21 protein-coding genes, 2 tRNA genes and 1 other RNA gene are annotated in these 22853 nt (G+C 63.0%); 4 read left to right on the forward strand and 20 right to left on the reverse strand.

Features of this window, described 5'->3' with window-relative positions:
- Positions 1–2 precede the first annotated feature (2 nt).
- The 9 genes from mraY to rsmI all read right to left on the reverse strand — a co-directional run bounded on the left by mraY (position 3) and on the right by rsmI (position 8916).
- Entirely contained in the window at positions 3–1085 is a 1083-nt protein-coding gene (gene mraY, locus BM154_RS05180) for a phospho-N-acetylmuramoyl-pentapeptide-transferase (RefSeq protein ID WP_074881296.1), read from the reverse strand.
- Positions 1086–2465: a UDP-N-acetylmuramoyl-tripeptide--D-alanyl-D-alanine ligase gene (locus BM154_RS05185; protein ID WP_074881297.1), complete on the reverse strand. Its 1380-nt coding sequence runs from the start codon at positions 2463–2465 to the stop codon at positions 1086–1088. It lies immediately after the preceding gene.
- Complete coding sequence (locus tag BM154_RS05190) at positions 2458–3921, reverse strand: UDP-N-acetylmuramoyl-L-alanyl-D-glutamate--2,6-diaminopimelate ligase (protein WP_074881298.1); 1464 nt, start codon at positions 3919–3921, stop codon at positions 2458–2460. Before BM154_RS05190 ends, BM154_RS05185 begins: the two co-directional genes overlap by 8 nt.
- Positions 3921–5663, reverse strand: a complete 1743-nt coding sequence (locus BM154_RS05195; protein ID WP_074881299.1) for a peptidoglycan D,D-transpeptidase FtsI family protein — start codon at positions 5661–5663, stop codon at positions 3921–3923. Before BM154_RS05195 ends, BM154_RS05190 begins: the two co-directional genes overlap by 1 nt.
- Positions 5660–5953, reverse strand: a complete 294-nt coding sequence (gene ftsL, locus BM154_RS05200) for a cell division protein FtsL (protein ID WP_074881300.1) — start codon at positions 5951–5953, stop codon at positions 5660–5662. The genes BM154_RS05195 and ftsL overlap by 4 nt, the downstream gene beginning before the upstream one ends.
- Positions 5950–6891, reverse strand: coding sequence for a 16S rRNA (cytosine(1402)-N(4))-methyltransferase RsmH (gene rsmH / locus BM154_RS05205; RefSeq protein WP_139225386.1), 942 nt, complete (start codon positions 6889–6891; stop codon positions 5950–5952). Before rsmH ends, ftsL begins: the two co-directional genes overlap by 4 nt.
- 2 nt (positions 6892–6893) lie before the next feature.
- On the reverse strand, positions 6894–7349 hold the full coding sequence (mraZ, locus tag BM154_RS05210; protein WP_013792660.1) for a division/cell wall cluster transcriptional repressor MraZ: 456 nt from the start codon (positions 7347–7349) through the stop codon (positions 6894–6896).
- 303 nt (positions 7350–7652) lie between these two features.
- Positions 7653–8002, reverse strand: an RNA gene (rnpB, locus tag BM154_RS05215) — RNase P RNA component class A.
- A gap of 41 nt (positions 8003–8043) precedes the next feature.
- Positions 8044–8916 (reverse strand): 16S rRNA (cytidine(1402)-2'-O)-methyltransferase, encoded by an 873-nt coding sequence (gene rsmI, locus BM154_RS05220; protein WP_074881302.1) that lies wholly within the window; start codon positions 8914–8916, stop codon positions 8044–8046.
- Positions 8917–9101: 185 nt separating this feature from the next.
- Between rsmI and BM154_RS05225 the strand changes: the two genes are divergently transcribed.
- From BM154_RS05225 to BM154_RS05240, 4 genes are all read left to right on the forward strand, one after another.
- Positions 9102–10859: a penicillin-binding protein activator gene (locus BM154_RS05225; protein ID WP_074881303.1), complete on the forward strand. Its 1758-nt coding sequence runs from the start codon at positions 9102–9104 to the stop codon at positions 10857–10859.
- Positions 10819–11217 (forward strand): YraN family protein, encoded by a 399-nt coding sequence (locus tag BM154_RS05230; RefSeq protein ID WP_074882389.1) that lies wholly within the window; start codon positions 10819–10821, stop codon positions 11215–11217. The genes BM154_RS05225 and BM154_RS05230 overlap by 41 nt, the downstream gene beginning before the upstream one ends.
- A gap of 101 nt (positions 11218–11318) precedes the next feature.
- Positions 11319–11912 carry a phosphoheptose isomerase gene (locus BM154_RS05235; RefSeq protein ID WP_013792664.1) on the forward strand — a complete coding sequence of 198 codons (594 nt, stop codon included), beginning with the start codon at positions 11319–11321 and terminating at the stop codon, positions 11910–11912.
- Positions 11909–12442, forward strand: a complete 534-nt coding sequence (locus BM154_RS05240; protein ID WP_074881304.1) for a BON domain-containing protein — start codon at positions 11909–11911, stop codon at positions 12440–12442. The genes BM154_RS05235 and BM154_RS05240 overlap by 4 nt, the downstream gene beginning before the upstream one ends.
- Positions 12443–12508: 66 nt before the next feature.
- On the opposite strand, the gene BM154_RS05245 is transcribed toward BM154_RS05240, so the two are convergent.
- From BM154_RS05245 to secG, 11 genes are all read right to left on the reverse strand, one after another.
- A complete protein-coding gene (locus BM154_RS05245) occupies positions 12509–13264 on the reverse strand; it encodes a carbon-nitrogen hydrolase family protein (protein WP_074881305.1) in 756 nt (251 codons plus the stop codon).
- Positions 13265–13381: 117 nt separating this feature from the next.
- Positions 13382–15487 (reverse strand): polyribonucleotide nucleotidyltransferase, encoded by a 2106-nt coding sequence (gene pnp, locus BM154_RS05250; RefSeq protein ID WP_074881306.1) that lies wholly within the window; start codon positions 15485–15487, stop codon positions 13382–13384.
- Between the two features lie 206 nt (positions 15488–15693).
- Positions 15694–15963 (reverse strand): 30S ribosomal protein S15, encoded by a 270-nt coding sequence (gene rpsO, locus BM154_RS05255; protein WP_074881307.1) that lies wholly within the window; start codon positions 15961–15963, stop codon positions 15694–15696.
- 140 nt (positions 15964–16103) lie between these two features.
- Positions 16104–17021 (reverse strand): tRNA pseudouridine(55) synthase TruB, encoded by a 918-nt coding sequence (gene truB, locus BM154_RS05260; protein ID WP_074881308.1) that lies wholly within the window; start codon positions 17019–17021, stop codon positions 16104–16106.
- A gap of 4 nt (positions 17022–17025) precedes the next feature.
- Entirely contained in the window at positions 17026–17433 is a 408-nt protein-coding gene (gene rbfA / locus BM154_RS05265) for a 30S ribosome-binding factor RbfA (protein WP_074881309.1), read from the reverse strand.
- Between the two features lie 109 nt (positions 17434–17542).
- Positions 17543–20035 (reverse strand): translation initiation factor IF-2, encoded by a 2493-nt coding sequence (infB, locus tag BM154_RS05270; protein WP_074881310.1) that lies wholly within the window; start codon positions 20033–20035, stop codon positions 17543–17545.
- Positions 20036–20061: 26 nt separating this feature from the next.
- Positions 20062–21543, reverse strand: a complete 1482-nt coding sequence (gene nusA / locus BM154_RS05275; RefSeq protein ID WP_074881311.1) for a transcription termination factor NusA — start codon at positions 21541–21543, stop codon at positions 20062–20064.
- Between the two features lie 63 nt (positions 21544–21606).
- Complete coding sequence (rimP, locus tag BM154_RS05280) at positions 21607–22065, reverse strand: ribosome maturation factor RimP (RefSeq protein WP_074881312.1); 459 nt, start codon at positions 22063–22065, stop codon at positions 21607–21609.
- Positions 22066–22191: 126 nt separating this feature from the next.
- A tRNA-Met gene (locus tag BM154_RS05285) sits at positions 22192–22268 on the reverse strand.
- Positions 22269–22365: 97 nt separating this feature from the next.
- Positions 22366–22451 (reverse strand) — tRNA-Leu (locus tag BM154_RS05290).
- A gap of 10 nt (positions 22452–22461) precedes the next feature.
- On the reverse strand, positions 22462–22851 hold the full coding sequence (gene secG, locus BM154_RS05295) for a preprotein translocase subunit SecG (RefSeq protein ID WP_074881313.1): 390 nt from the start codon (positions 22849–22851) through the stop codon (positions 22462–22464).
- Positions 22852–22853 lie beyond the last annotated feature (2 nt).

Genomic DNA, 22853 nt, shown 5'->3' on the forward strand with positions numbered 1-22853 from the left:
CCTCAACGCAGTTTCAAAGTAGCGAGGCCGATCAACACCAGAATGACGGTGATGATCCAGAAACGAACGATGACCCGTGGCTCGGGCCAACCCTTCAACTCGAAATGGTGGTGAATCGGTGCCATGCGGAACACCCGCTTGCCGGTCAGCTTGAAGCTGGCGACCTGGATGATCACCGACAGGGTTTCCATGACGAACACGCCGCCCATGATGAACAGCACGATTTCCTGGCGCACGATCACGGCGATGGTGCCCAGTGCGGCGCCCAGCGCCAGCGCGCCGACGTCGCCCATGAACACCTGCGCCGGGTAGGTGTTGAACCAAAGGAAGCCCAGGCCGGCGCCGATCAGCGCGCCGCAGAACACGATCAGCTCGCCAGCCCCCGGGACGTAGGGAATCAGCAGGTACTCGGAGAAATTCACGTTGCCCGACAGGTAGCAGAAGATGCCCAGGGCGCCACCGACCATCACGGTGGGCAGGATCGCCAGGCCGTCGAGGCCGTCGGTGAGGTTCACCGCGTTGCTGGAGCCGACGATGACGAAATAGGTCAGCACCACGAAGCCGATGCCCAGCGGAATGCTCACATCCTTGAGCAGCGGCACGATCAGGGTGGTTTCGACCGGCGTCTGGGCGGTCATATAAAGGAAGGTGGCCGCGCCGATTCCGAATACCGACTGCCAGAAATACTTCCAGCGGCTCGGCAGGCCGCGCGAGTTCTTCTCGATCACCTTGCGGTAGTCATCGACCCAGCCAATGGCGCCGAACAGCAGGGTGACGATCAGCACCACCCATACGTAGCGGTTGCTCAGGTCGGCCCACAGCAGGGTACTGACGGCGATGGCCGAGAGAATCAACGCGCCACCCATGGTCGGCGTGCCCTTCTTCGACAGGTGCGATTGCGGACCATCGTTACGCACTGCCTGGCCGATCTGGCGGATCTGCAGGGTACGGATCATCCAGGGGCCCAGGAACAGCGCCAGCGCGAGCGCCGTCAGCACGCCGAGAATCCCGCGCAGGGTCAGGTACTGAAAGACCGCGAAGCCCTTGTGGAACTGTTGCAGATACTCTGCCAGCAGCAGCAGCATTTAGTGACTCTCCCCACTGTCGTCACACAATGCGACGACGACGTTTTCCATCGCGGCGCTGCGTGAACCTTTAATTAGAATGGTGCTGTCGCCGGGCTCGGCGCGTACCGCATCGATCAGCGCGGCCTGGTCGGCGAAATGCCGGCCATTGGCGCCAAAGGCCTGCACGGCATGTTTCATCTGGGGGCCAACCGCATAGAGCACGTCGGCCTTGCCGATCGCGTACTCGCCGACTTCGCGATGGCCCTGCTCGGACCAGGCGCCCAGCTCACCGATATCGCCGAGCACCAGCACCTTGCGGCCGGAGAAGCCGGCGAGGATGTCGATGGCTGCACAGATCGAAGCGGGGTTGGCGTTATAGGTGTCGTCGATCACCCGGGCGCCGTTGCGCGCCAGTTGCGCCACGGCACGGCCCTTGACCGGCAGCAGGCTTTCCAGACCGTTCTTGATGGCCACCAGCGGCACCGCCAGGGCGTGAGCCGCGGCGGCGGCGGCCAGTGCGTTGGCCACGTTGTGCTCACCGAGCAGATTCAGCTGCACGCGGGCCTGGCCCTCGTGGCAGAACAGCGTGAATGCCGGGCAGCCACGCGGGTCGCGGCTCAGCTCGCTGGCATGGAAGTCGGCGCGGGCGTCACGCAGGGCGAAGCTCAGTACCCGACGGCCGGCGGCACGCTTGACCCAGCGCTCGAACGCCACGTCATCGCGGTTGAGCACGGCAACACCGGTTTCGCCCAGGCCTTCGAGGATTTCGCCCTTGGCCAGCACGATGTTCTCGGGACCGCCGAACTCGCCAACATGGGCACTGCCCGCGTTGGTGATAATGGCCACTTGCGGCCTGGTCAGGCCGACGGTGTAGGCGATCTCGCCGATACCCGAGGCGCCCAGTTCGATGACTGCGCCGGTATGCTCCGGGCCCAGTTCCAGCAGGGTCAAGGGGACGCCCAGCTGGTTGTTCAGGTTGCCTCGGGTCGCCAGCACGGCGCCGCCATCTTCAACGCAAGAGGCGCGCAGGATGGCCGCAAGCATTTCCTTGACGGTGGTCTTGCCGCTGGAGCCGGTCACCGCTGCCAGCAGGCCACCGTAGGCCTGGCGGTTGAGCGCGCCCAGCTGGCCGAGGGCCAGGGTGGTATCGGCCACAACCAGCTGCGGCAGGTCGACGTCCGCGACTTCACGCGCCACCAGCGCGGCGACGGCGCCCTTGGCCGCGACCTGGGCCAGGTAATCGTGACCATCGAAGCGCGGACCGCTGAGGGCGACGAACAGCTGGCCCGGCACAATGCTGCGGCTGTCGGTGCTGACCGCCGCGAAGGCGCAGTCTTCACCGATCACGCGGCCGTTCAGGGCACCAGCCACTTCACTCAACCGCAATGCCTTAAGCATGTGCCGCCTCCCATGCTGCCAGTGCACGACCGGCTTCCTGCAGATCGGAGAACGGCTGGCGCACGCCGTCGATTTCCTGGTAATCCTCATGGCCCTTGCCGGCCAGCACCACCACGTCGCCCACCTGGGCCTCGCCGATCAGCTGGGCGATGGCATCACCGCGGCCGTGCATGAAGCGCACCTGCCCGACGTTGCCGAAACCGGCGCGAATATCCTCGAAGATCTGCTCGGGCGACTCGCTACGCGGGTTGTCATCGGTGACCAGCGCAGCGTCGGCAAGGCGCTCGACCACTTCGGCCATCAGCGGCCGTTTGCCGCGATCACGGTCGCCACCGCAGCCAAACAGGCACAGCAGACGACCCGTGACGTGGGGGCGCAGCGCACCCAGTACCTGCTCCAGTGCGTCCGGGGTATGGGCGTAGTCGACCACCACCAGCGGCGCCTGTTGCCCGCCGAGACGCTGCATGCGGCCAATCGGCCCTTGCAGGCGCGGCAGCGCCTTGAGAATTTCGTCCAGCGGGTAATCCATGGCCACCAGGGCACCTACCACGGCCAGCAGGTTGCTGAGGTTGAAGCGCCCCAGCAACGAGCTGCGCAGGTTGCCTTCGCCACGGGGGGTGACCAGGGTGGCTCGCACGCCCTGATCATCGAAGTGAATATCCCGGCAGAACAGGTAGGCGCTCTGATCCTCCAGGCTGTAGCCGATCAGGCGCGAGTCGCGCTCCTGGGCGGCCAACTGGCGGCCCGTGGCGTCATCCAGGTTGATGACCCGGGCACGCAGGCTCGGCCAGGCGAACAGCGCCGCCTTGGCGGCCTGGTAGGCGTCCATCGAGCCGTGATAGTCGAGGTGATCGCGGGACAGGTTGGTGAACACCGCCACGTCGAAATCCAATGCCGCCACCCGGCCCTGATGCAGGCCATGGGACGAGACTTCCATGGCGATGGCTCGTGCGCCGCTCTTCTTCAGACCGGCCAGGGTCGCCTGCACGCCGATCGGATCCGGCGTGGTGTGCAGGCTCTGGGCCAGGGCGCCATAGAAACCGTTGCCGAGGGTGCCGACGATACCGCAAGGCTCGCCGAGCAGGTCCAGAGCCTGGGCCAGCAGCTGGCTGACGCTGGTCTTGCCGTTGGTGCCGGTGATGCCGACCATGTGCAGACCACGGCTCGGCTCGCCATAGAAGCGACCGGCAATGGCCGACAATTGCCCGGCCAGGCCTTTGATGGCGACCAGTTCGGCACTCTCGGCGGTCATCGGTAGCGCGCCATCGACTTCATAGGCAACCGCGGCGGCGCCACGGGAAATCGCGTCGGCAATATGCACGCGACCGTCCTGGCGAGTGCCGGGCACGGCCAGGAACAGATCGCCAGGGCGTACCTGGCGGCTATCGAGGGTCAGCTCGCGGATCAGCACGCCGCTGCTGGCCTGGGGCAACAGTTGATTCAATGGCATGGGCATCAGCCGCGCCCTCCATTGTGGGTGGCCGCTGCCGGCGCATCGACTTGCGCCGCCGTGGTCTGCGGCAGGTTGTCCGGGGTGATGTTCATCAGGCGCAGGCCGCCAGCCATGACACGACTGAATACCGGGGCCGACACCAGGCCGCCGTAGTAACCACTCTTGCTCGGCTCGTCGATGACCACGGCCATGGCGATGCGCGGATTGCTCGCCGGTGCGAAGCCGGCGAACAGCGACCGGTAGGCGTTGGCCTGGTAGCCCTTGGTACCGGATGCGGTCTTGCGCGCGGTGCCGCTCTTGCCGGCCACGTGATAACCCGGCACCTGGGCACGGAACACCCCGCCCGGCGCTTCGATGACCTGCTGCAGCATGCCCTGGAGGGTATGGGCAACGTCTTCGGGGATCACCTGCACGCTGTCGCGCACGCGGTCGGTGCGGGTCAGCGACATCGGCACGCTGCGCCCGCTGTTGCCCAGTACGGCATAGGCATGGGCCAGCTGCACGGCGGTCACCGACAGGCCATAACCATAGGAAAGGGTCGCCGTTTCCGCCTTGCGCCACTCACGGTGGTTGGGCAGGTTACCGACGCGCTCGCCCGGGAAGCTCAGGCCGGTGTCCTGGCCCAGGCCGACCTGCTGCATCACGTCATAAATAGCTGCGCCGCCAATATCGAAGGCGACCTTGCTCATGCCCACGTTACTGGACTTGATCAGAATGCCGGTCAGGTCGAGCACGCCATCCGGCGCACGGGATACGTCCTTGATGGTGTAACGGCCGATCTGCAGCGTACCGCCCTGCACGTCGACCTTGTCGGTGGGCTTCCAGCGCCCGGTTTCCAGGGCGGCGCTCATGGAGAACGGCTTCATGGTCGAGCCCGGCTCGAACACGTCGATCATGGCGCGGTTACGCATGGCCGCCGGCTGCAGGTTGCGACGGTTGTTCGGGTTGTAGGTCGGCTGGTTGACCATGGCGAGGATCTCGCCGGTCTTCACGTCGAGCATCACCAGGCTGCCGGCCTTGGCGCCGAACTCGACCAGCGCGTTGCGCAGTTCGCGGTGCGCCAGGTACTGCAGGCGCAGGTCGATGGACAGCGCCAGCGCCTTGCCGGCCTTGGCGTTCTGGGTCACCTGCACATCACGGATCAGACGACCGCGACGGTCCTTGAGCACCTGACGCTTGCCTGGGACGCCGGCCAGCCAGTCCTCGAACGCCAGCTCGACGCCCTCACGGCCACGGTCATCAATGTCGGTGAAGCCGACCATATGGGCGGTCACTTCGCCAGCCGGGTAGAAACGACGAAACTCCTCGATGGAGTAAACGCCCGGCACCTTGAGATCGAGCACCCGCTGGCCCTGCTCGGGGGTCAGGCCACGCACCAGGTACATGAATTCGCGTTCGGCGTTGGCCTGCAGGCGCTGGGCGAAGGCGTTGGGCTCCTGGCCGAGGGCAGCCGCCAGCACCGGCCACTGCGCCTTGCCAGCTTGCAGCTCCTTGCCGTTGGCCCACAGGGTGGTAACCGGGGTGCTGACCGCCAGCGGCTCGCCGTTACGGTCGGTGATCAGGCCGCGGTGCGCCGGGATCGGGATATGCCGCACGCTGCGTGCGTCGCCATGGGCCTTGAGGAAGTCATGGTCGAATACGTGCAGTTCGAAGATGCGCGCCGCAATGGCCGCGACCATCAGCGCCAGCAGCAGCATGACCAGGCGGAAGCGCCATGGGTACAGAGCCCCCTCGAGCTTCATCATGGCGCCACCATGCGCACTTCGGCGGCGTCAGGGATGCGCATCTTCAGCTGTTCGCTGGCCAGGGTCTCGATACGGTTGTGGGCCGTCCAGGTGCTTTGCTCGAGGATCAGCCGGCCCCATTCGGCCTGCGCCTTGTCACGCACACTGAGTTCGCCATACAGGCTGTTGAGCAACTGGCGATTCCAGTGCGCGCTGTAGGACACCGCCAGCGCGGAGCCGAGCACGCCGACAAACAGCACCAGCATCAGCAGGCTGCCCTTGGGAAAGCGCTTGATGCCCTGGCCGCTCATCGCAGTTTCTCCGCGACACGCATGACCGCGCTGCGCGAGCGTGGGTTGGCCTTGAGTTCGGCTTCGCTGGCGAACTGCGGTTTACCGATCAGCTTCAGGCGCGGCTCGAAGGCTTTCGGGATGATCGGCAGGTCACGGGGCAGCTTGTCCATCTCGCCCTTGGCATGCTTGCGCATGAACTGCTTGACGATGCGGTCTTCCAGGGAGTGGAAGCTGATCACCACCAGACGGCCGCCCACTTCCAGGTTTTCCAGCGCGGCGTCGAGACCACGCTCAAGGTCGCCCAGCTCGTTGTTCACATGAATGCGCAGGCCCTGGAAGGCGCGGGTCGCCGGGTTCTTGCCCTTTTCCCAGGCGGGGTTGGCCACGGTCAGCACCTGCGCCAGGTCGGCGGTGCGCTCGAAAGGCTGCTCCTGGCGGCGCGCTACCACGGCACGGGCCATGCGTCTGGCGAAGCGCTCTTCACCGTATTCCTTGAATACCCGGGCGATTTCCTCTTCATCGGCGCTGGCGATGAACTGCGCGGCACTGACGCCACGAGAGGGATCCATGCGCATGTCCAGGGGGCCGTCATTGAGAAAGCTGAAGCCGCGCTCGGCGTCATCCAGCTGCGGCGACGACACGCCCAGATCCAGCAGGATGCCGCTGACCTTGCCAGCGAGGCCGCGGACAGCGAGTTCGTCACCGAGTTCCGCAAAGCTGCGCTGCACAACGACAAAGCGGCCGTCTTCGGCCGCCAGCGTATTTCCAGTCGCGATTGCGAGAGGGTCCTTGTCGAACCCCAGCAAGCGACCGCCTGGCCCGATCCGCTCGAGGATCAACCGGCTGTGCCCGCCCCGCCCGAACGTGCCATCCACATAGCAGCCATCGGCGCGCAATGAGAGCGCCGCAACGGCCTCCTCAAGCAACACGGTGATATGGCGGTAGGTAGCGGTCATGTTCACAGAATCAGGTCACGAAGGTCATCGGAAAGAGCACCCGGTTGCTTGATGGCGGCCAGATCGGCATCGGCCACGGCATTCCAGGAATCCTCATCCCACAATTGAAATTTGTTTAGCTGCCCCACCAACATCGCGCGCTTGTCCAGCTTGGCGTATTCGCGCAACCGCGGTGGAACCAGGAAACGACCACTACCGTCCAGCTCGAGGTCGACGGCATTACCAATCAGCAGACGTTGCAGGCGACGGTTCTCTTCCCGAAAGGAAGCCAGCTCGCGCAGCTTGTTCTCGATGATTTCCCACTCCGGCAGCGGGTAGACACAAAGGCAGGGATCGATGGCATCAATGGTGACGATGAGCTGGCCGGCCGAACGCGAAACGAGCTCGTCCCGATACCGACTAGGCATCGCGAGCCGCCCCTTGGCGTCAAGACTTATGGCGTTAGCTCCGCGAAACACGATCGCGTTTCCCCTTTAATCAGCCATCTGCATCCAAAAAAACCCACTTCATGCCACTTTTCACCACCGGGGCACACTATAGGAACGCGCATGCCCCACCGTCAAGGCGGGCCAGAACGGAAAATTCCTTATAGAACGGAGATTTAGCGAATAAAGGAGAGGTAAAGCGAGCGCTTGAAGCGGGAAAGATGGCTAAAAAACAAACACATACCGAGACCTACCCAACGAACTTAAAGTAGTTTGTTAAGAGTAAGATTTTTTCGGTATTAGAAATGAGGGGATGTAGCGCAAAGCAGAAGGAAGGCGGAGAGTCGATCTATAAGCCGGGTTCTGTCGAGGACAGCCATTCCTCTACGACGTACATCACTGCACGTCTTTAGCAACCTACCCGGTTCCAGCGCGGGCCACGCCAATGGAACCCTATTTGGTCTTGCTCCGAGTGGGGTTTGCCTAGCCACGGACTGTTACCAGCCGCGCGGTGCGCTCTTACCGCACCTTTTCACCCTTACCGGCGCCGAAGCGCTTAGGCGGTTATTTTCTGTGGCACTTTCCGTAGGCTCACGCCCCCCAGGCATTACCTGGCACTCTGCCCTATGGAGCCCGGACTTTCCTCCCCCTCCCAGATGGAAGGCAGCGACTGTCCGATCGACTCTCCGCCGCCTAGGGTAACCGCTGGGACATGACGAGAACAAGTTCAAACGTCCTGCTGGCGCTCCAACGCGGCCTGGTAAAGCAGGTTCTTGCGCACCCCGGTGATCTGCGCGGCCAGCGCTGCCGCCCGTTTGAGCGGCATTTCGGCGAGCAGCAGGTCGAGCACGCGCAGCGCCTCGACACTTACCGCCGCTTCGTCCACGGGCGCCTGCCAGCCGGCGACCAGCACCACGCACTCTCCACGCTGCTGATTGGCATCGCCTGCCACCCATTCGCACAACTGGTCGAGCGGCATGCCCTGCAAGGTCTCGAAGGTCTTGGTCAGCTCGCGCGCCAGCAACGCCTGGCGCTCACCGCCAAAGACCTCACGCATGTCCTGCAGGCACTCGAGGATGCGATGCGGCGCCTCGTAGAAGATCAAGGTGCGCGGTTCCTCGCGAACCAGCTCGAGACGCGCCCGCCGCCCAACGGTCTTGGCCGGCAGGAACCCCTCGAAAACGAAGCGATCCGAGGGCAGCCCCGCCGCCGACAAGGCGGCGATCAACGCACAGGCACCGGGTACCGGCACCACCCGTACGCCTGCCGCACGGGCCTGGCGCACCAGATGATAGCCGGGGTCGGAAATCAGCGGCGTGCCGGCATCGGAAATCAGCGCAACGTCATCGCCGGCCAACAGACGCTCGATGAAGCGATTGCCCTCGTCACGCTCGTTATGCTCATGACAGGCCGCCAGCGGCGTGCCGATGCCGAAATGCTGCATCAGCCGCGCCGAGTGCCGGGTGTCCTCGGCGGCGATCAGGCTGACGGCGCCGAGCACCTTCAGGGCCCGGGCACTGAGATCGTCGAGATTGCCAATGGGCGTCGCCACCACGAACAGGGTGCCCGTGGCGGACCGGGGTGCTTCACTAGCGATCACGGCAATGCCTCTTTAATAGCTGTAAAACGGTCATTGTAACGCGAGGCAAGCGCCTGGGCGGAATCGCACCGCCAACCCGAGCGCCTGCGACCTCTGCGTACCGGTTAACACCTTCGTCGTCGCGTCAAGGCGGTGCCTTGGGTACAATCCCGCGTTCAATTTGCTCAAGAACCGGAATCGCTTACATGATTGCCTGCCTGCGTCCGCTCTCTGCACTCTGCCTTGCCGGCCTGCTCGTTGCCTGCAGCAGCTCGCCTTCCTCGAACCTCGGCGAACTGCCCCGCACGCCCCAGGCCAGCGTGGAGCAGATGCTCCAGAAGGCCGGCGCCAGCCAAAGCGAGGACGCCCAGCTGCTGCGCCTGTCGGCCGCCGACCTGGCTGCCAAGCAGGGCAACGCGCAGCGTGCCGAGAGCATTCTCAAGCAGGTCGACCTGCAATTGCTCAAGCCGGCGCAGCAGATCTACGCCAGTACCCTCAAGGCCGAGCTGGCCCTGGCACGTAATGATGCCAAGGCGGCCCTCACGGCCCTCTCCCACCCAAGCATCGAACGCCTTGGCGAGCTGCCGGTCGAGCAGCAGGCACGTACCCAGCTGGCGCGCGCCAATGCTCTCGAGAAAGACGGCCAGATCCTCGCCGCCGCCCGCGAGCGCGTGTTCATCGCTCCGCTGCTCAGTGGCGAGCAGGCGCAGGCTAACCACGAGCATATCTGGAGCCTGGTTACCAGCCTGCCGGCAGAGCCCGCCCCAGGCACCGAGGACGCCGATCTGGCCGGCTGGCTGTCGCTGGCCCAGGTGGCGAAAACCGTCGGCACGCTCAAGCAGCAGCAGGACGCCATCGACAGCTGGCTGGCCCAGCACCCGAGCCATCCGGCCGCCCAGCAACTGCCCAAGGCGCTCGCCGACCTGCGCGCGCTGTCGAGCAAGCCATTGGCGAAGATCGCCCTGCTGCTGCCCCAGGAAGGCCAGCTGGCCTCGGTGTCACGCGCCCTGCGCGATGGCTTCCTGGCCGCCCATTACCAGGCCCAGCAGGCCGGCGAGCAGCCGCCGCAGATTCAGCTGTACGACAGCGCCCGCCTCACCTCGCTGGACGATTTCTACCGTCAGGCCCAGGCCGACGGTGTAGAACTGGTGATCGGCCCGCTGGAGAAGAATCTGGTGACGCAACTGGGCAATCGCGAGCAGTTGCCGATCACCACCCTGGCGCTGAACTACGCCGACCCGGGCGCCAAGAACCCGGCCCAGCTGTTCCAGTTCGGCCTGGCCGCCGAGGACGAAGCCCGCGAGGTCGCACGTCGCGCCTGGGCCGATGGCAAGCGCAGCGCCGTCGCCCTGGTGCCCAAGGGCGACTGGGGCAACCGCGTGCTGGACGCCTTCCGCCAGAGCTGGCAGGCCGCCGGCGGCACCTTCCTGGGCGCCGAGCAGATCGATCAGCCGGTGGACATGGCCAGCCAGGTCGCCCGCCTGCTGCAGGTCAGCGGCACCTCGCGCCGTCAGGACGTCGACTTCATCTTCCTGGCCGCCACCCCGCAGCAGGCGCAGCAGATCAAGCCGACGCTGGCCTACCAGTACGCCGGCGACGTGCCGGTGTACGCCACTTCGCACCTGTTCAGCGGCAGCATGAGCGCAGCCCAGTACCGCGACCTGGACGGCATCCGTTTCTGCGAAACCCCTTGGCTGCTGGACGCCAACGACCCACTGCGCCAGCAGGTCAACAGCCAGTGGCCACAGGCCGGCGGCAGCCTGGGTCGCCTGTACGCCATGGGCGTCGACGCCTTCCGCCTGGCACCGCGCCTCGATCAGCTCAAGACCCTGCCCGACAGCCGTGTCGACGGCCTGTCCGGCAACCTGAGCCTGAACGCCTCGCAGCGTGTCGAGCGTCGCCTGCCCTGGGCGCAATTCAGCAATGGCCAGGTTGAGCGCCTGCCTGAGACCGGCATTGAGTGACGATCCACGCCACGTTAGCGGGCGAGCGGCCGAGGCCCTTGCCCAGGCGCACCTGCAGAGCCATGGCCTGCAGCTGATCTGCCAGAACTGGCGCGGCCCACGCGGCGAACTCGATCTGGTCATGCTAGATGGCGATACAGTAGTATTCGCCGAAGTGCGCTACCGCAAGCACAGTGCCTGGGGTGGCGCAGTCGAAAGCGTCGACAGACGCAAGCGTGACAAGCTGATCGCCACGGCCATGCAATTTCTGCAACAGGAGAAGCGCTGGGCCAAACATCCCTGCCGTTTCGATGTCATAGCCGTAGGCCATGGCAAATCCGCATCACTGGAATGGATCAGAAACGCATTCGACAGTTGAGACAAAGGCTCGCTGCGACACCCTGATTCACCGCCATTTCCAACGACGGCGCCACCTGCCCACAGGCCAACGCCTCGTTACAGTCAAGGTCATAGCTCTACATGGATATGCAAGCCCGTATTCGCCAGCTGTTCCAAGCCAGCATCGAAACCAAGCACCACGCGATGGAAGTACTGCCGCCCTTTATCGAGCATGCCAGCCAGGTAATGGTCCAGGCACTGCTCAGTGAAGGCAAGATCCTCTCCTGCGGCAACGGCGGCTCGGCGGGCGACGCGCAGCACTTCTCTTCGGAGCTGCTCAACCGCTTCGAGCGCGAGCGCCCCAGCCTGCCGGCGATCGCCCTGACCACCGACAGCTCGACGATCACCTCGATCGCCAACGACTACAGCTACAACGAAGTCTTCTCCAAGCAGATCCGCGCCCTCGGCCAACCGGGCGACGTGTTGCTGGCCATTTCCACCAGCGGCAACTCGGCCAACGTGATCCAGGCCATTCAGGCCGCCCACGACCGGGAAATGACCGTGGTGGCCCTGACCGGCCGTGACGGTGGCGGCATGGCCTCGCTGCTGCTCCCCGAAGACGTCGAGATCCGCGTGCCGTCAAAGGTCACGGCACGCATCCAGGAAGTTCATTTGTTGGCCATCCACTGCTTGTGCGACCTTATCGACAGTCAACTGTTTGGGAGTGAAGAATGACCCGTTCACCACTGATCTTCGCCGCCTTGGCCCTCAGCCTGATCCTGGGTGGTTGCGGCAGCCGCAGCATTGGCAACAAGATCGACGACCAGTTCGTCGGCCCCGACGTAGCCAACGCCATCAGCCGTGCCCATGCCGACCTCGCCAGCCCCACCTCGCGCATTGTGGTGACCAGCTACAACGGGGTTATCCTGATCGCCGGGCAGACGCCGCGCGCCGAACTGAAGAGCACTGCCGAGCAGGCCGCACGCACCGTACAAGGTGTGCGCAAGGTGCATAACGAACTGCAGGTCCAGCAGCCTACCTCACTCCTGGCACGCAGCAACGATTCGCTGCTGACCACCAAGATCAAGACCCAGATGCTCGCCGACAGTGGCGTGCCCGGCAGCCGCATCAAGGTGATCACCGAGAACGGTATCGTCTACCTGCTCGGCGTGGTCAGCCGCCAGGAAGCCAATGCCGCGAGCAACGTGGTACAGAGCACATCCGGCGTGCAGAAGATCGTCAAGCTGTTCCAGTACACCGACTGATCATTAGACGCCGTAACGGAAAACGCCAGCAGGCCTGCCCTGACTGGCGTTTTTTATACCTGCCGCTTAGGTAGACAGCGCAATATCGCTTCCCAGCCAGCCATCCGGCTGCCTGGAAACCACCAGCAGACGATTGCCCACTGCCGCCGTCGAGGCGATGCAACGCCCCTGCTCATCCCACAACGCGCTGCGCCCTGCCGCAACCCAACCGCCCGTAGGGCCGCCATGGTTGGCCATCAATACCGCCAAACCGTGATGCTGCGCATGGCCCTGCAACAGCGAGCTGTCGTGGGGATAGCCGCCCTCGCCAATTAGCACGCTGGCCGCATACACCTGGGCGCCACGCTTTGCTGCCCCTGCGGGATGCTCGGCATGAGCGAAGTCTGCACACACCGATAACGCCACGGACGTACCCTCGACAACTAGCAACTCACCACCCTGGCCAACGCTGAAAAACCTTTCCTCACCCGCATGCAGATACTGCTTGGTGTAGATGGCACGCGAGCCATCAGGGCGAAGAATGCAGGCCCCGATTTGCGGCTTGTCGTGCCCGGGTACCCGCAGCGGCAAACCGACAACCGCCGTCATTCCGGCTGCCAAGGCCTGAGCGCACAACGGCTCGAGCAACGGACTGTCGGCATGCTGCGCCAGTGCACTGGCCAGAGCCGGCTCATAGCCACTGAGCGACAGCTCGGGAAAGACGATCAGCCGCGCGCCCAGCTCGGCGGCACGGCGCATGAAAGCCAGGTGCAAGACCAGGTTGGCGGAGAGATCGCCAGCCTGCACCGCGCATTGAGCCGCTACCAGAACAGGTGACGACATGGGCCCCTCCGCAAAAGACGCAACTCTAACCCAACGTGCCAGACAAAAATGATGGGCAATAAAAAAGCCAGTCAGGTCACCCTGACTGGCTTTCTGTAACAGCGGCCTTAGCCCGGATCAGACACCCGAGGCCTTGGCAGCGGCAACGTCCTTGATGGACAGCTTGATACGACCGCGGTTGTCGACGTCCAGTACCAGCACTTCGACTTCCTCGCCTTCTTTCAGGATGTCGGTGACCTTCTCGACGCGCGCATCGCTGAGCATGGAGATGTGCACCAGACCGTCCTTGCCCGGCAGGATGTTGACGAAGGCACCGAAGTCGACGATGCGCTCAACCTTGCCGACGTAGATCTTGCCGATCTCGGCCTCGGCGGTGATCGCCAGCACGCGCTGCTTGGCAGCCTCGGCAGCGTCCTTGGTTTCGCCGAAGATCTTGATCGAGCCGTCGTCTTCGATATCGATCGACGCCTTGGTCTCTTCGCAGATGGCGCGAATGGTGGCGCCGCCTTTACCGATGACGTCGCGAATCTTGTCCTGGTCGATCTTCATGGCGATCATGGTCGGTGCGTTTTCCGACAGTTCGCTACGCGATTGAGCAATGACCTGATTCATCTGGCCGAGGATATTCAGGCGCGCTTCCAGGGCCTGGCCCAGGGCGATTTCCATGATTTCTTCGGTGATGCCCTGGATCTTGATGTCCATCTGCAGCGCGGTGACGCCATTGGCGGTACCGGCCACCTTGAAGTCCATGTCGCCCAGGTGGTCTTCGTCGCCGAGGATGTCGGTCAGCACGGCGAACTTCTCGCCTTCCTTGACCAGACCCATGGCGATACCGGCAACCGGTGCCTTCATCGGTACGCCCGCATCCATCAGGGCCAGGGAAGCGCCGCACACGGAGGCCATCGAAGACGAACCGTTGGATTCGGTGATTTCCGATACCACACGGATGGTGTACGGGAACACGTCAGCGGCCGGCAGCATGGCCTGCACCGAACGACGGGCCAGACGGCCATGACCGATTTCACGACGGCCGGTGGCGCCCATGCGACCACACTCGCCCACCGAGTACGGCGGGAAGTTGTAGTGCAGCATGAAGGGGTCTTTCTTCTCGCCTTCGAGGGTGTCGAGCAGCTGGGCGTCACGGGCGGTACCGAGGGTGGCCACTACCAGCGCCTGGGTTTCGCCACGGGTGAACAGCGCCGAACCGTGAGTCTTGTCCAGCACCCCGACTTCGATGTTCAGGCCACGCACGGTACGGGTGTCACGGCCATCGATACGCGGCTTGCCGTTGACGATGTTCTCGCGCACGGTGCGGTATTCGATCTCGCCGAAGGCGTCTTTGACTTCAGCCGCGGACGGCTGGCCTTCTTCGCCGGAGAACTTGGCAACCACCTGATCCTTCAGCTCGCCCAGACGCGCGTAGCGGTCCTGCTTGATGGTGATGGTGTAGGCCTGGGAAATCTCCTCACCGAACTCGGCGCGGATAGCCGACAGCAGCGCGGTGTTCTCGGCTTTTGGCTGCCAGTCCCAAGTCGGCTTGGCGGCTTCGGCGGCCAGCTCGGTAACGGCCTGGATAACGGCCTGGAATTCGTCATGGGCGAACAGCACGGCGCCCAGCATCTGGTCTTCGGTCAGCTCTTTGGCTTCCGATTCGACCATCAGCACGGCGTCCTTGGTACCGGCCACGACCATGTCCAGGCTGGACGCCTTGAGCTGCTCGTACGTCGGGTTCAGCAGGTAGCCGGTTTCCGGGTGGAAGGCGACACGTGCGGCGCCGATCGGGCCGTTGAACGGGATGCCGGAGATCGCCAGGGCAGCCGAGGTACCGATCATCGCAGCGATGTCCGGATCGGTCTTCTTGCTGGTGGAGACCACGGTGCAGATGACCTGCACTTCGTTCTGGAAGCCTTCCGGGAACAGCGGACGGATCGGGCGATCGATCAGGCGCGAGGTCAGGGTTTCCTTCTCGCTCGGGCGCGCTTCACGCTTGAAGAAGCCGCCAGGGATCTTGCCCGCAGCGTAGGTTTTTTCCTGGTAGTGGACCGAGAGGGGGAAGAAGCCCTTGCTCGGGTCGGCGCTCTTGGCACCGGTGACGGCGACCAGCACGGTGACATCGTTGTCGACGGTGACCAGCACAGCGCCGGAGGCTTGACGGGCGATACGGCCAGTCTCGAGGGTGACGGTCGACTGACCGAATTGAAATTTCTTGATTACCGGGTTCACGGTGTTTTCCTTCTCTTTGTTGCCTTTGGGGGAAACGGTTCTTGCGAATTCGTGGGCAATCGCTTCGGGAATCGGCCCGGCGCTGTCCAGAGGTGAAGCCACTTAAGGCTTCGGTACGGCATAAAACGGGTGAAGCATAAACGCAAAAGCTGGAAGCAGGGCGAGCCCACTTCCAGCTTTTGCGGTCAACGACGACTAAGCATTGCTTAGCGACGCAGACCCAGGCGACCGATCAGGGCGCTGTAACGGCTGGTGTCTTTACTCTTCAGGTAGTCCAGCAGCTTGCGGCGCTGGTTGACCATACGGATCAGGCCACGACGCGAGTGGTGGTCCTTGCCGTTGGCCTTGAAGTGACCTTGCAGCTTGTTGATGTTGGCGGACAGCAGAGCAACCTGAACTTCCGGGCTACCGGTATCGCCTTCGGCTTGCTTGTAGTCGTTAACGATCTGAGCTTTTTCTTCAACGCTGAGTGCCATGTGGGCATCCTCTCATCTGGAGATCGTCGCGAACGGCGATCTCAATAGGCCGGGAATCGCTTCCCGTGTTTTAAAAGGAGGTATGACCGTGCCTATTGACAGCCACCCTCGTTACAAGCCGCCGGAGCGGCTTGCCACGGTCACGCGGACCGAATCAGACGACGCGGCGCAATGCGCCCGTCTTCGCTCACTTCACCGATACCGATGAAGCGACCGTTGTGATCCTGTACTCGCACCATGCCGAACTTCGGCGCGTCCGATGCACGGACGGGCTGCCCCTGCAGCCAATAGAACGAGCTATGCTCCGAAAAACTCAACAACGGCCAGTGCTCGAGGCCACTGTCCACCGGGTGCAGGAAGCGATCGACCGCTTCATTGCCACCATCGGCGTGCACCTGCTCCAGCTCTTCCAGGGTCACGGTCTGCAGCAGGCCGAACGGTCCGGCCTTGACCCGACGCAGCTCGGCGACATGCGCGCCACAACCCAGAAGATGGCCAATATCCTCGACCAGCGTACGGATATAGGTGCCTTTGCTGCAATCTACCGCCAGCCGCGCCTGGTCGGCCGTACAACTGAGCAACTCCAGGCGCGCAATAGTAACAGAACGCGCCTCGCGCTCCACTACTTCTCCGGCCCGCGCCAACTTGTACAGCGGCTGACCGTCACGCTTGAGGGCCGAGTACATCGGCGGTACCTGGCTGATATCACCGCGAAAGCGCGGCAGCAGCGCCTCGATGTCCTGGCCGGTGACATTGACGTCACGGCGTTCGAGCACCTCACCTTCGGCGTCGGCCGTGGTGGTGGTGACGCCCAGCTGCATGAGCGTCTCGTAGCCCTTGTCGGCATCGAGCAGATACTGGGAGAACTTGGTCGCCTCACCAAAGCACAATGGCAGCACACCGGTGGCCAGCGGGTCGAGGCTCCCGGTATGCCCGGCCTTTTCGGCATTGAGCAGCCAGCGCACCTTCTGCAGCGCGGCGTTGGAACTGAAGCCCTTGGGCTTGTCGAGCAGGATGATGCCGTCGACCTTGCGACGGATACGCTTTACCTGAGCCACGCGCTTACTCCTTGGCCTCGGTATCGCTGTCGACGTGCTTGCTGTCCTCGGTTACCGCGCGCTCGATCAATGCCGACAACTGGGCACCGCGGACGATGCTCTCGTCGTAATGGAAGCGCAGATTGGGCACGCTGCGCAGCTTCATCGCCTTGCCCAACTGCATGCGCAGGAAGCCGCTGGCATCGTTGAGCACCTTGAGGCTCTGCACGATGGGGTCGACGCCCTCTTGCGGCTCGGCGCCCATGACGGTGACGAACACCTTGGCATGACTGGCGTCACGGCTGACATCCACCGCGGTGACGGTCACCAGGCCACCGAGGCGCGGGTCTTTGACTTCGGTGCGAATCAGCTGCGCCAACTCGCGTTGAATCTGGTCGCCGATGCGCTGGGCACGGCTATAGTCTTTGGCCATCGTTGCTACCTTCCACTCGTCTCGACGCCTGCAAAAGCACCGGACTCAAAAGCGGCAAACGCCCGGCCGCGCAAAAGCGGGGCCGGGCGTTGCGTGTTGCGACTCGCGATTACAGGCTGCGAGCCACCTGGACTTTCTCGAACACTTCGATCTTGTCGCCGACCTTGACGTCGTTGTAGCTCTTCACGGCGATACCGCACTCCATGCCATTACGCACTTCGGCCATATCGTCCTTGAAGCGACGCAGGGACTCCAACTCGCCTTCGAAGATCACCACGTCGTCGCGCAGTACGCGGATCGGACGGTTACGGTAAACCGTACCCTCGACCACCATGCAACCGGCAACCGCGCCAAACTTCGGCGAACGGAACACGTCACGCACTTCGGCGATACCCAGGATGTTCTCGCGAACGTCACTGCCGAGCATACCGGTGAGCGCCTTCTTGACGTCTTCGATGATGTCGTAGATGACGTTGTAGTAGCGCATGTCCAGGCCTTCGGCCTCGACGATCTTGCGCGCACCCGCGTCAGCACGGACGTTGAAGCCGAACAGCACCGCATTGGACGCCAGCGCCAGGTTGGCATCGGATTCGGTGATACCACCGACACCGCCACCGACCACACGCACCTGCACCTCGTCGTTGCCCAGGCTGCTGAGCGAGCCCTGCAGCGCTTCCAGGGAACCACGGACGTCGGATTTGAGGACGATGTTGAGCGTCTTCTTCTCTTCCTGGCCCATGTTCTCGAAGATGTTTTCCAGCTTGCCGGCGTGAGCACGTGCCAGTTTCACTTCGCGGAACTTGCCCTGACGGAACAGCGCGACTTCACGGGCCTTCTTCTCGTCGGCGACGACAGTCATGTCATCACCGGCTTCCGGCGTACCGTCGAGACCGAGGATCTCGACCGGGATCGCTGGACCGGCTTCTTTGATTGGCTTGCCGTTCTCGTCGAGCATGGCGCGGATGCGGCCATAGTTCGAGCCGACCAGCACCATATCGCCCTGACGCAGGGTACCGTCCTGAACCAGCACGGTAGCCACCGGACCACGGCCCTTGTCGAGACGCGACTCGACCACTACACCACGGCCCGGGGCCGATGGGGTTGCCTTGAGCTCAAGCACTTCGGCTTGCAGCAGAACGGCTTCGAGCAGTTCGTCGACACCGGTACCGACCTTGGCCGAAACCGGTACGAACGGCGTATCACCGCCCCACTCTTCCGAAGTCACGCCGTGTACCGACAGTTCGCTACGGATGCGATCGAGGTCAGCGCCTGGCTTGTCGATCTTGTTCACCGCGACCACCAGCGGCACGCCAGCAGCGACAGCGTGCTGGACGGCTTCGACGGTCTGCGGCATCACGCCGTCGTCGGCGGCAACCACCAGGATCACGATATCGGTAGCCTTGGCACCACGGGCACGCATCGCGGTGAACGCGGCGTGGCCTGGGGTATCGAGGAAGGTCACCATGCCGCGCTCGGTTTCCACGTGGTAGGCACCGATGTGCTGGGTGATACCACCCGCCTCACCGGAAGCGACCTTGGCACGACGGATGTAGTCGAGCAGCGAGGTCTTGCCATGGTCGACGTGACCCATGACGGTGACCACCGGAGCGCGAGCGAACTCTTCACCCTCGAACTTCAGCGACTCGGCCAGGGAATCTTCCAGCGCCGTGTCACTGACCAGGGTCACCTTGTGGCCCAGTTCTTCAGCGACCAGCTGGGCAGTTTCCTGATCCAGTACCTGGTTGATGGTGGCCGGGGTGCCCAGCTTGAACATGAACTTGATGATTTCAGCAGCCTTGACCGACATCTGCTGGGCGAGATCGCCCACGGTGATGGTCTCGCCGATCTTCACTTCGCGCACGATAGGCCCGGTCGGGCTCTGGAAGCCGTGAACATTGCGCTTCTTGAGCTTGGCCTTGCCACGCCCACCACGACGGAAGCCATCGCTTTCTTCGTCGGTGGTACGCGGTGCAACACGCGGAGCAGGCGCCTTTTCCTTGACGGTCGGGCGATGCTGAGTGGTCTTGCGGTCACCACCACGGCGATCAGCGTCATCATTACGGGCCTTGTCCGGACGACGTGGCTCGTCTTTCTTGCGCTCTTCGACCGCCGGGGCAGCCACCGCAATGCTGGCCGGCGCGGGAGCCGCTTCAACGGGCGCAGAGGCTTCGCTGGCAGGCGAAGGCGCCTGACGCTTGGCTTCTTCTTCGGCCCTGCGCTTAGCCTCTTCCTCGGCCTTCAGGCGAGCGGCTTCCGCCGCGGCGCGTTGCTCTTCGAGCGCGCGCTGCTTCTCGGCTTCGATCTCTTCGTTGCTGCGCTCGACGAAGGTCTTCTTCTTGCGCACCTCAACGCTGATGGTTTTGCTGCCAGCCACGCGCAAGGTGCTCGTGGTCTTGCGCTGCAAGGTAATCTTGCGCGGCGCTTCGGCTTTCTTCTCGCCGTGGCTGCTTTTCAGATGAGCAAGCAGGGCCTGCTTCTCATTGTCGGTGACAACTTGCTCGGCACTGCTGTGCGGCAAACCCGCCTCTCGCATCTGCTGCAGCAGGCGCTCTACCGGTGTGTCGACCACTTGGGCCAGTTCTTTCACCGTGACTTGCGTCATGCACTTCTCTCCTCAGGCCGTAAAACTTACTCGAACCAGTGGGCTCGGGCGGCCATGATCAGCTTGCCGGCACGCTCTTGGTCGATGCCGTCGATGTCGAGCAGGTCGTCAATAGACTGCTCGGCCAGGTCTTCGCGGGTAACCACACCGCGCACTGCCAGCTCCTGCGCCAGGCCTTTGTCCATACCCTCGAGTTCGAGGAGGTCTTCGGCCGGCTGGGCGTCTGCCAGTTTTTCTTCCGTGGCGATGGCTTTGGTCAGCAAACGATCCTTCGCTCGCGAGCGCAGCTCATTGACGATTTCTTCGTCGAAACCATCGATGCTGAGCATCTCTTCCATCGGCACGTAGGCGATTTCTTCCAGGCTGGTAAAGCCTTCTTCGACCAGCACCTGGGCCAGCTCTTCGTCGACTTCCAGCTCGTCGATGAAGCCTTGCAGGATATCGCCGGTCTCTGCCTGCTGCTTGGCCTGGATGTCCGCCTCGGTCATCACGTTCAGCGTCCAGCCGGTCAGCTGGCTGGCCAGGCGTACGTTCTGACCGCCACGGCCAATCGCTTGTGCCAGGTTGTCTTCGCCTACGGCGATGTCCATGGCGTGCGCGTCTTCGTCAACGATGATCGCCGCGACTTCAGCCGGCGACATGGCGTTGATGACGAACTGCGCCGGGTTGTCGTCCCACAGCACGATGTCCACACGCTCGCCAACCAGCTCGCCGGAGACCGCCTGTACACGCGAACCGCGCATACCGATGCAGGCGCCCTGCGGGTCGATGCGCTTGTCCTTGGAACGCACCGCGATCTTGGCACGCGAGCCCGGGTCACGGGAGGCGGCCTTGACCTCGATGAGGCCTTCGGCGATTTCCGGCACTTCGATACGGAACAGTTCGATCAGCATTTCCGGCGCGGTGCGCGACAGGATCAGCTGGGGACCGCGGTTCTCGGTGCGGATTTCCTTGAGCAGTGCACGCAGGCGCACACCGACACGGAAGGTTTCGCGCGGAATGATGTCCTCACGAGCCAGCAGCGCCTCGGCGTTGGCGCCCAGGTCGACGATGACGTTGTCGCGGGTGACCTTCTTGACCGTACCGGCAATGATCTCGCCCAGACGCTCGCGATAGGCTTCGACGACCTGAGCACGTTCGGCCTCGCGCACTTTCTGCACGATGACCTGCTTGGCAGTCTGCGCGGCGATACGGCCGAACTCGATGGACTCGATCTTTTCTTCGAGCACATCACCGACCTTGGCGTTCGCCTCGACCGCACGTGGCATGTCAGTCGTTACCTGGTGCGCCGGATCTTCGAAGTTTTCCTCGTCGACCACGGTCCAGCAACGGAAGGTCTCGTAGCTACCGCTCTGGCGATTGATCGCCACACGCAGTTCGACTTCATCTTCAAAACGTTTCTTGGTCGCTGTGGCCAGCGCCAACTCCAGCGCCTCGAAAATCACAGCGGCCGGTACACCCTTTTCATTGGATACCGACTCAACAACCAGCAGTACTTCTTTGCTCATCGTACGCCTCGCCTTTCGCAATCCATTGGGATCCACGCATTCCGATCCCGCAGGATCCGCGTCTCAATCAAATCGGGGGATAATGTTGGCCTTGTCGATCAAATCGATCGGCAAAAGAAACTCGTGGTCATCCACCTGCACCACCACGTCCTCTTCCTCCACACCGCGGAGCAGACCCTGAAAGTTGCGGCGACCCTCGAACGGTGAGCGCAACTTGATTTTCACCTGTTCGCCGACGTGACTGGCGAACTGAGCCAACGTAAACAGTGGCCGATCCATACCAGGCGACGACACCTCGAGGGTGTACTCCGCACTGATGGGATCCTCGACGTCGAGAACGCCGCTGATCTGCCGGCTGACCTTCTCGCAATCGTCGATGAGAATGCCGTCGGCATGATCGATGTAAATACGTAGCAGCGAATGCCGCCCCTGAGACAGGAACTCGATACCCCAGCATTCGTAGCCAAGCGCTTCGACTACCGGGGCCACCAAGGCCTGCAACTGTTCTAGCTTGCTCGACACCTGAACCCCTCGCGCATGCTGTGCAAATAAAAAATGGGCGAAACGCCCATCTACAAGACCGCCAACGCGGCGGCAAATCTGTCGACCAGCTAGCAAAAAGCCCCTTGGAAGGGGCTCAGCTACAACTGGTTGCGGGGGCTGGATTTGAACCAACGACCTTCGGGTTATGAGCCCGACGAGCTACCGGACTGCTCCACCCCGCGTCAAAACTGGGAGCGGATTATACGACCGAACCGCCCTGCGGGTCAACCAACCCCCAGATACAGAAAAGCCCGCATGCAGCGGGCTCTCCTGTTCAATTGGTACCGAGAAGGGGACTCGAACCCCTACAGCCTATGGCCACTACCACCTCAAGGTAGCGTGTCTACCAATTCCACCACCTCGGCATTTTGACACTTACTGCGCTTCGGGAGCCTGAGGTACATCTTGCTCGCTCGAAGCTGGCGCCTGCTGTTGCTGCTCAGGCACCGGTACATCTTCTGCAGGCTTGTTGGCCTGCGGCACTTCCATCACTGCCGGATCCGGCAAACCAGCCTGACCCAGTGTATCAGACTTTTGATTAGCAAAATACGCTAACCCCAAGCTGGTAATGAAAAAAGCGGTGGCGAGTATAGCAGTAACTCGACTCAGAAAGGTAGTGGTTCCTTGACTACCGAACACGGTATTCGAAGCACCCGCACCAAACGAAGCACCTGCATCGGCACCCTTACCCTGCTGCAGCAGAACCAGCACAACCACACCGATCGCACCCAGCAGATGAAGAACTACAACGACTGTTTCCAGCATAT

This window comes from Phytopseudomonas argentinensis (genome assembly GCF_900113905.1).
GTDB lineage: Bacteria > Pseudomonadota > Gammaproteobacteria > Pseudomonadales > Pseudomonadaceae > Aquipseudomonas > Aquipseudomonas argentinensis.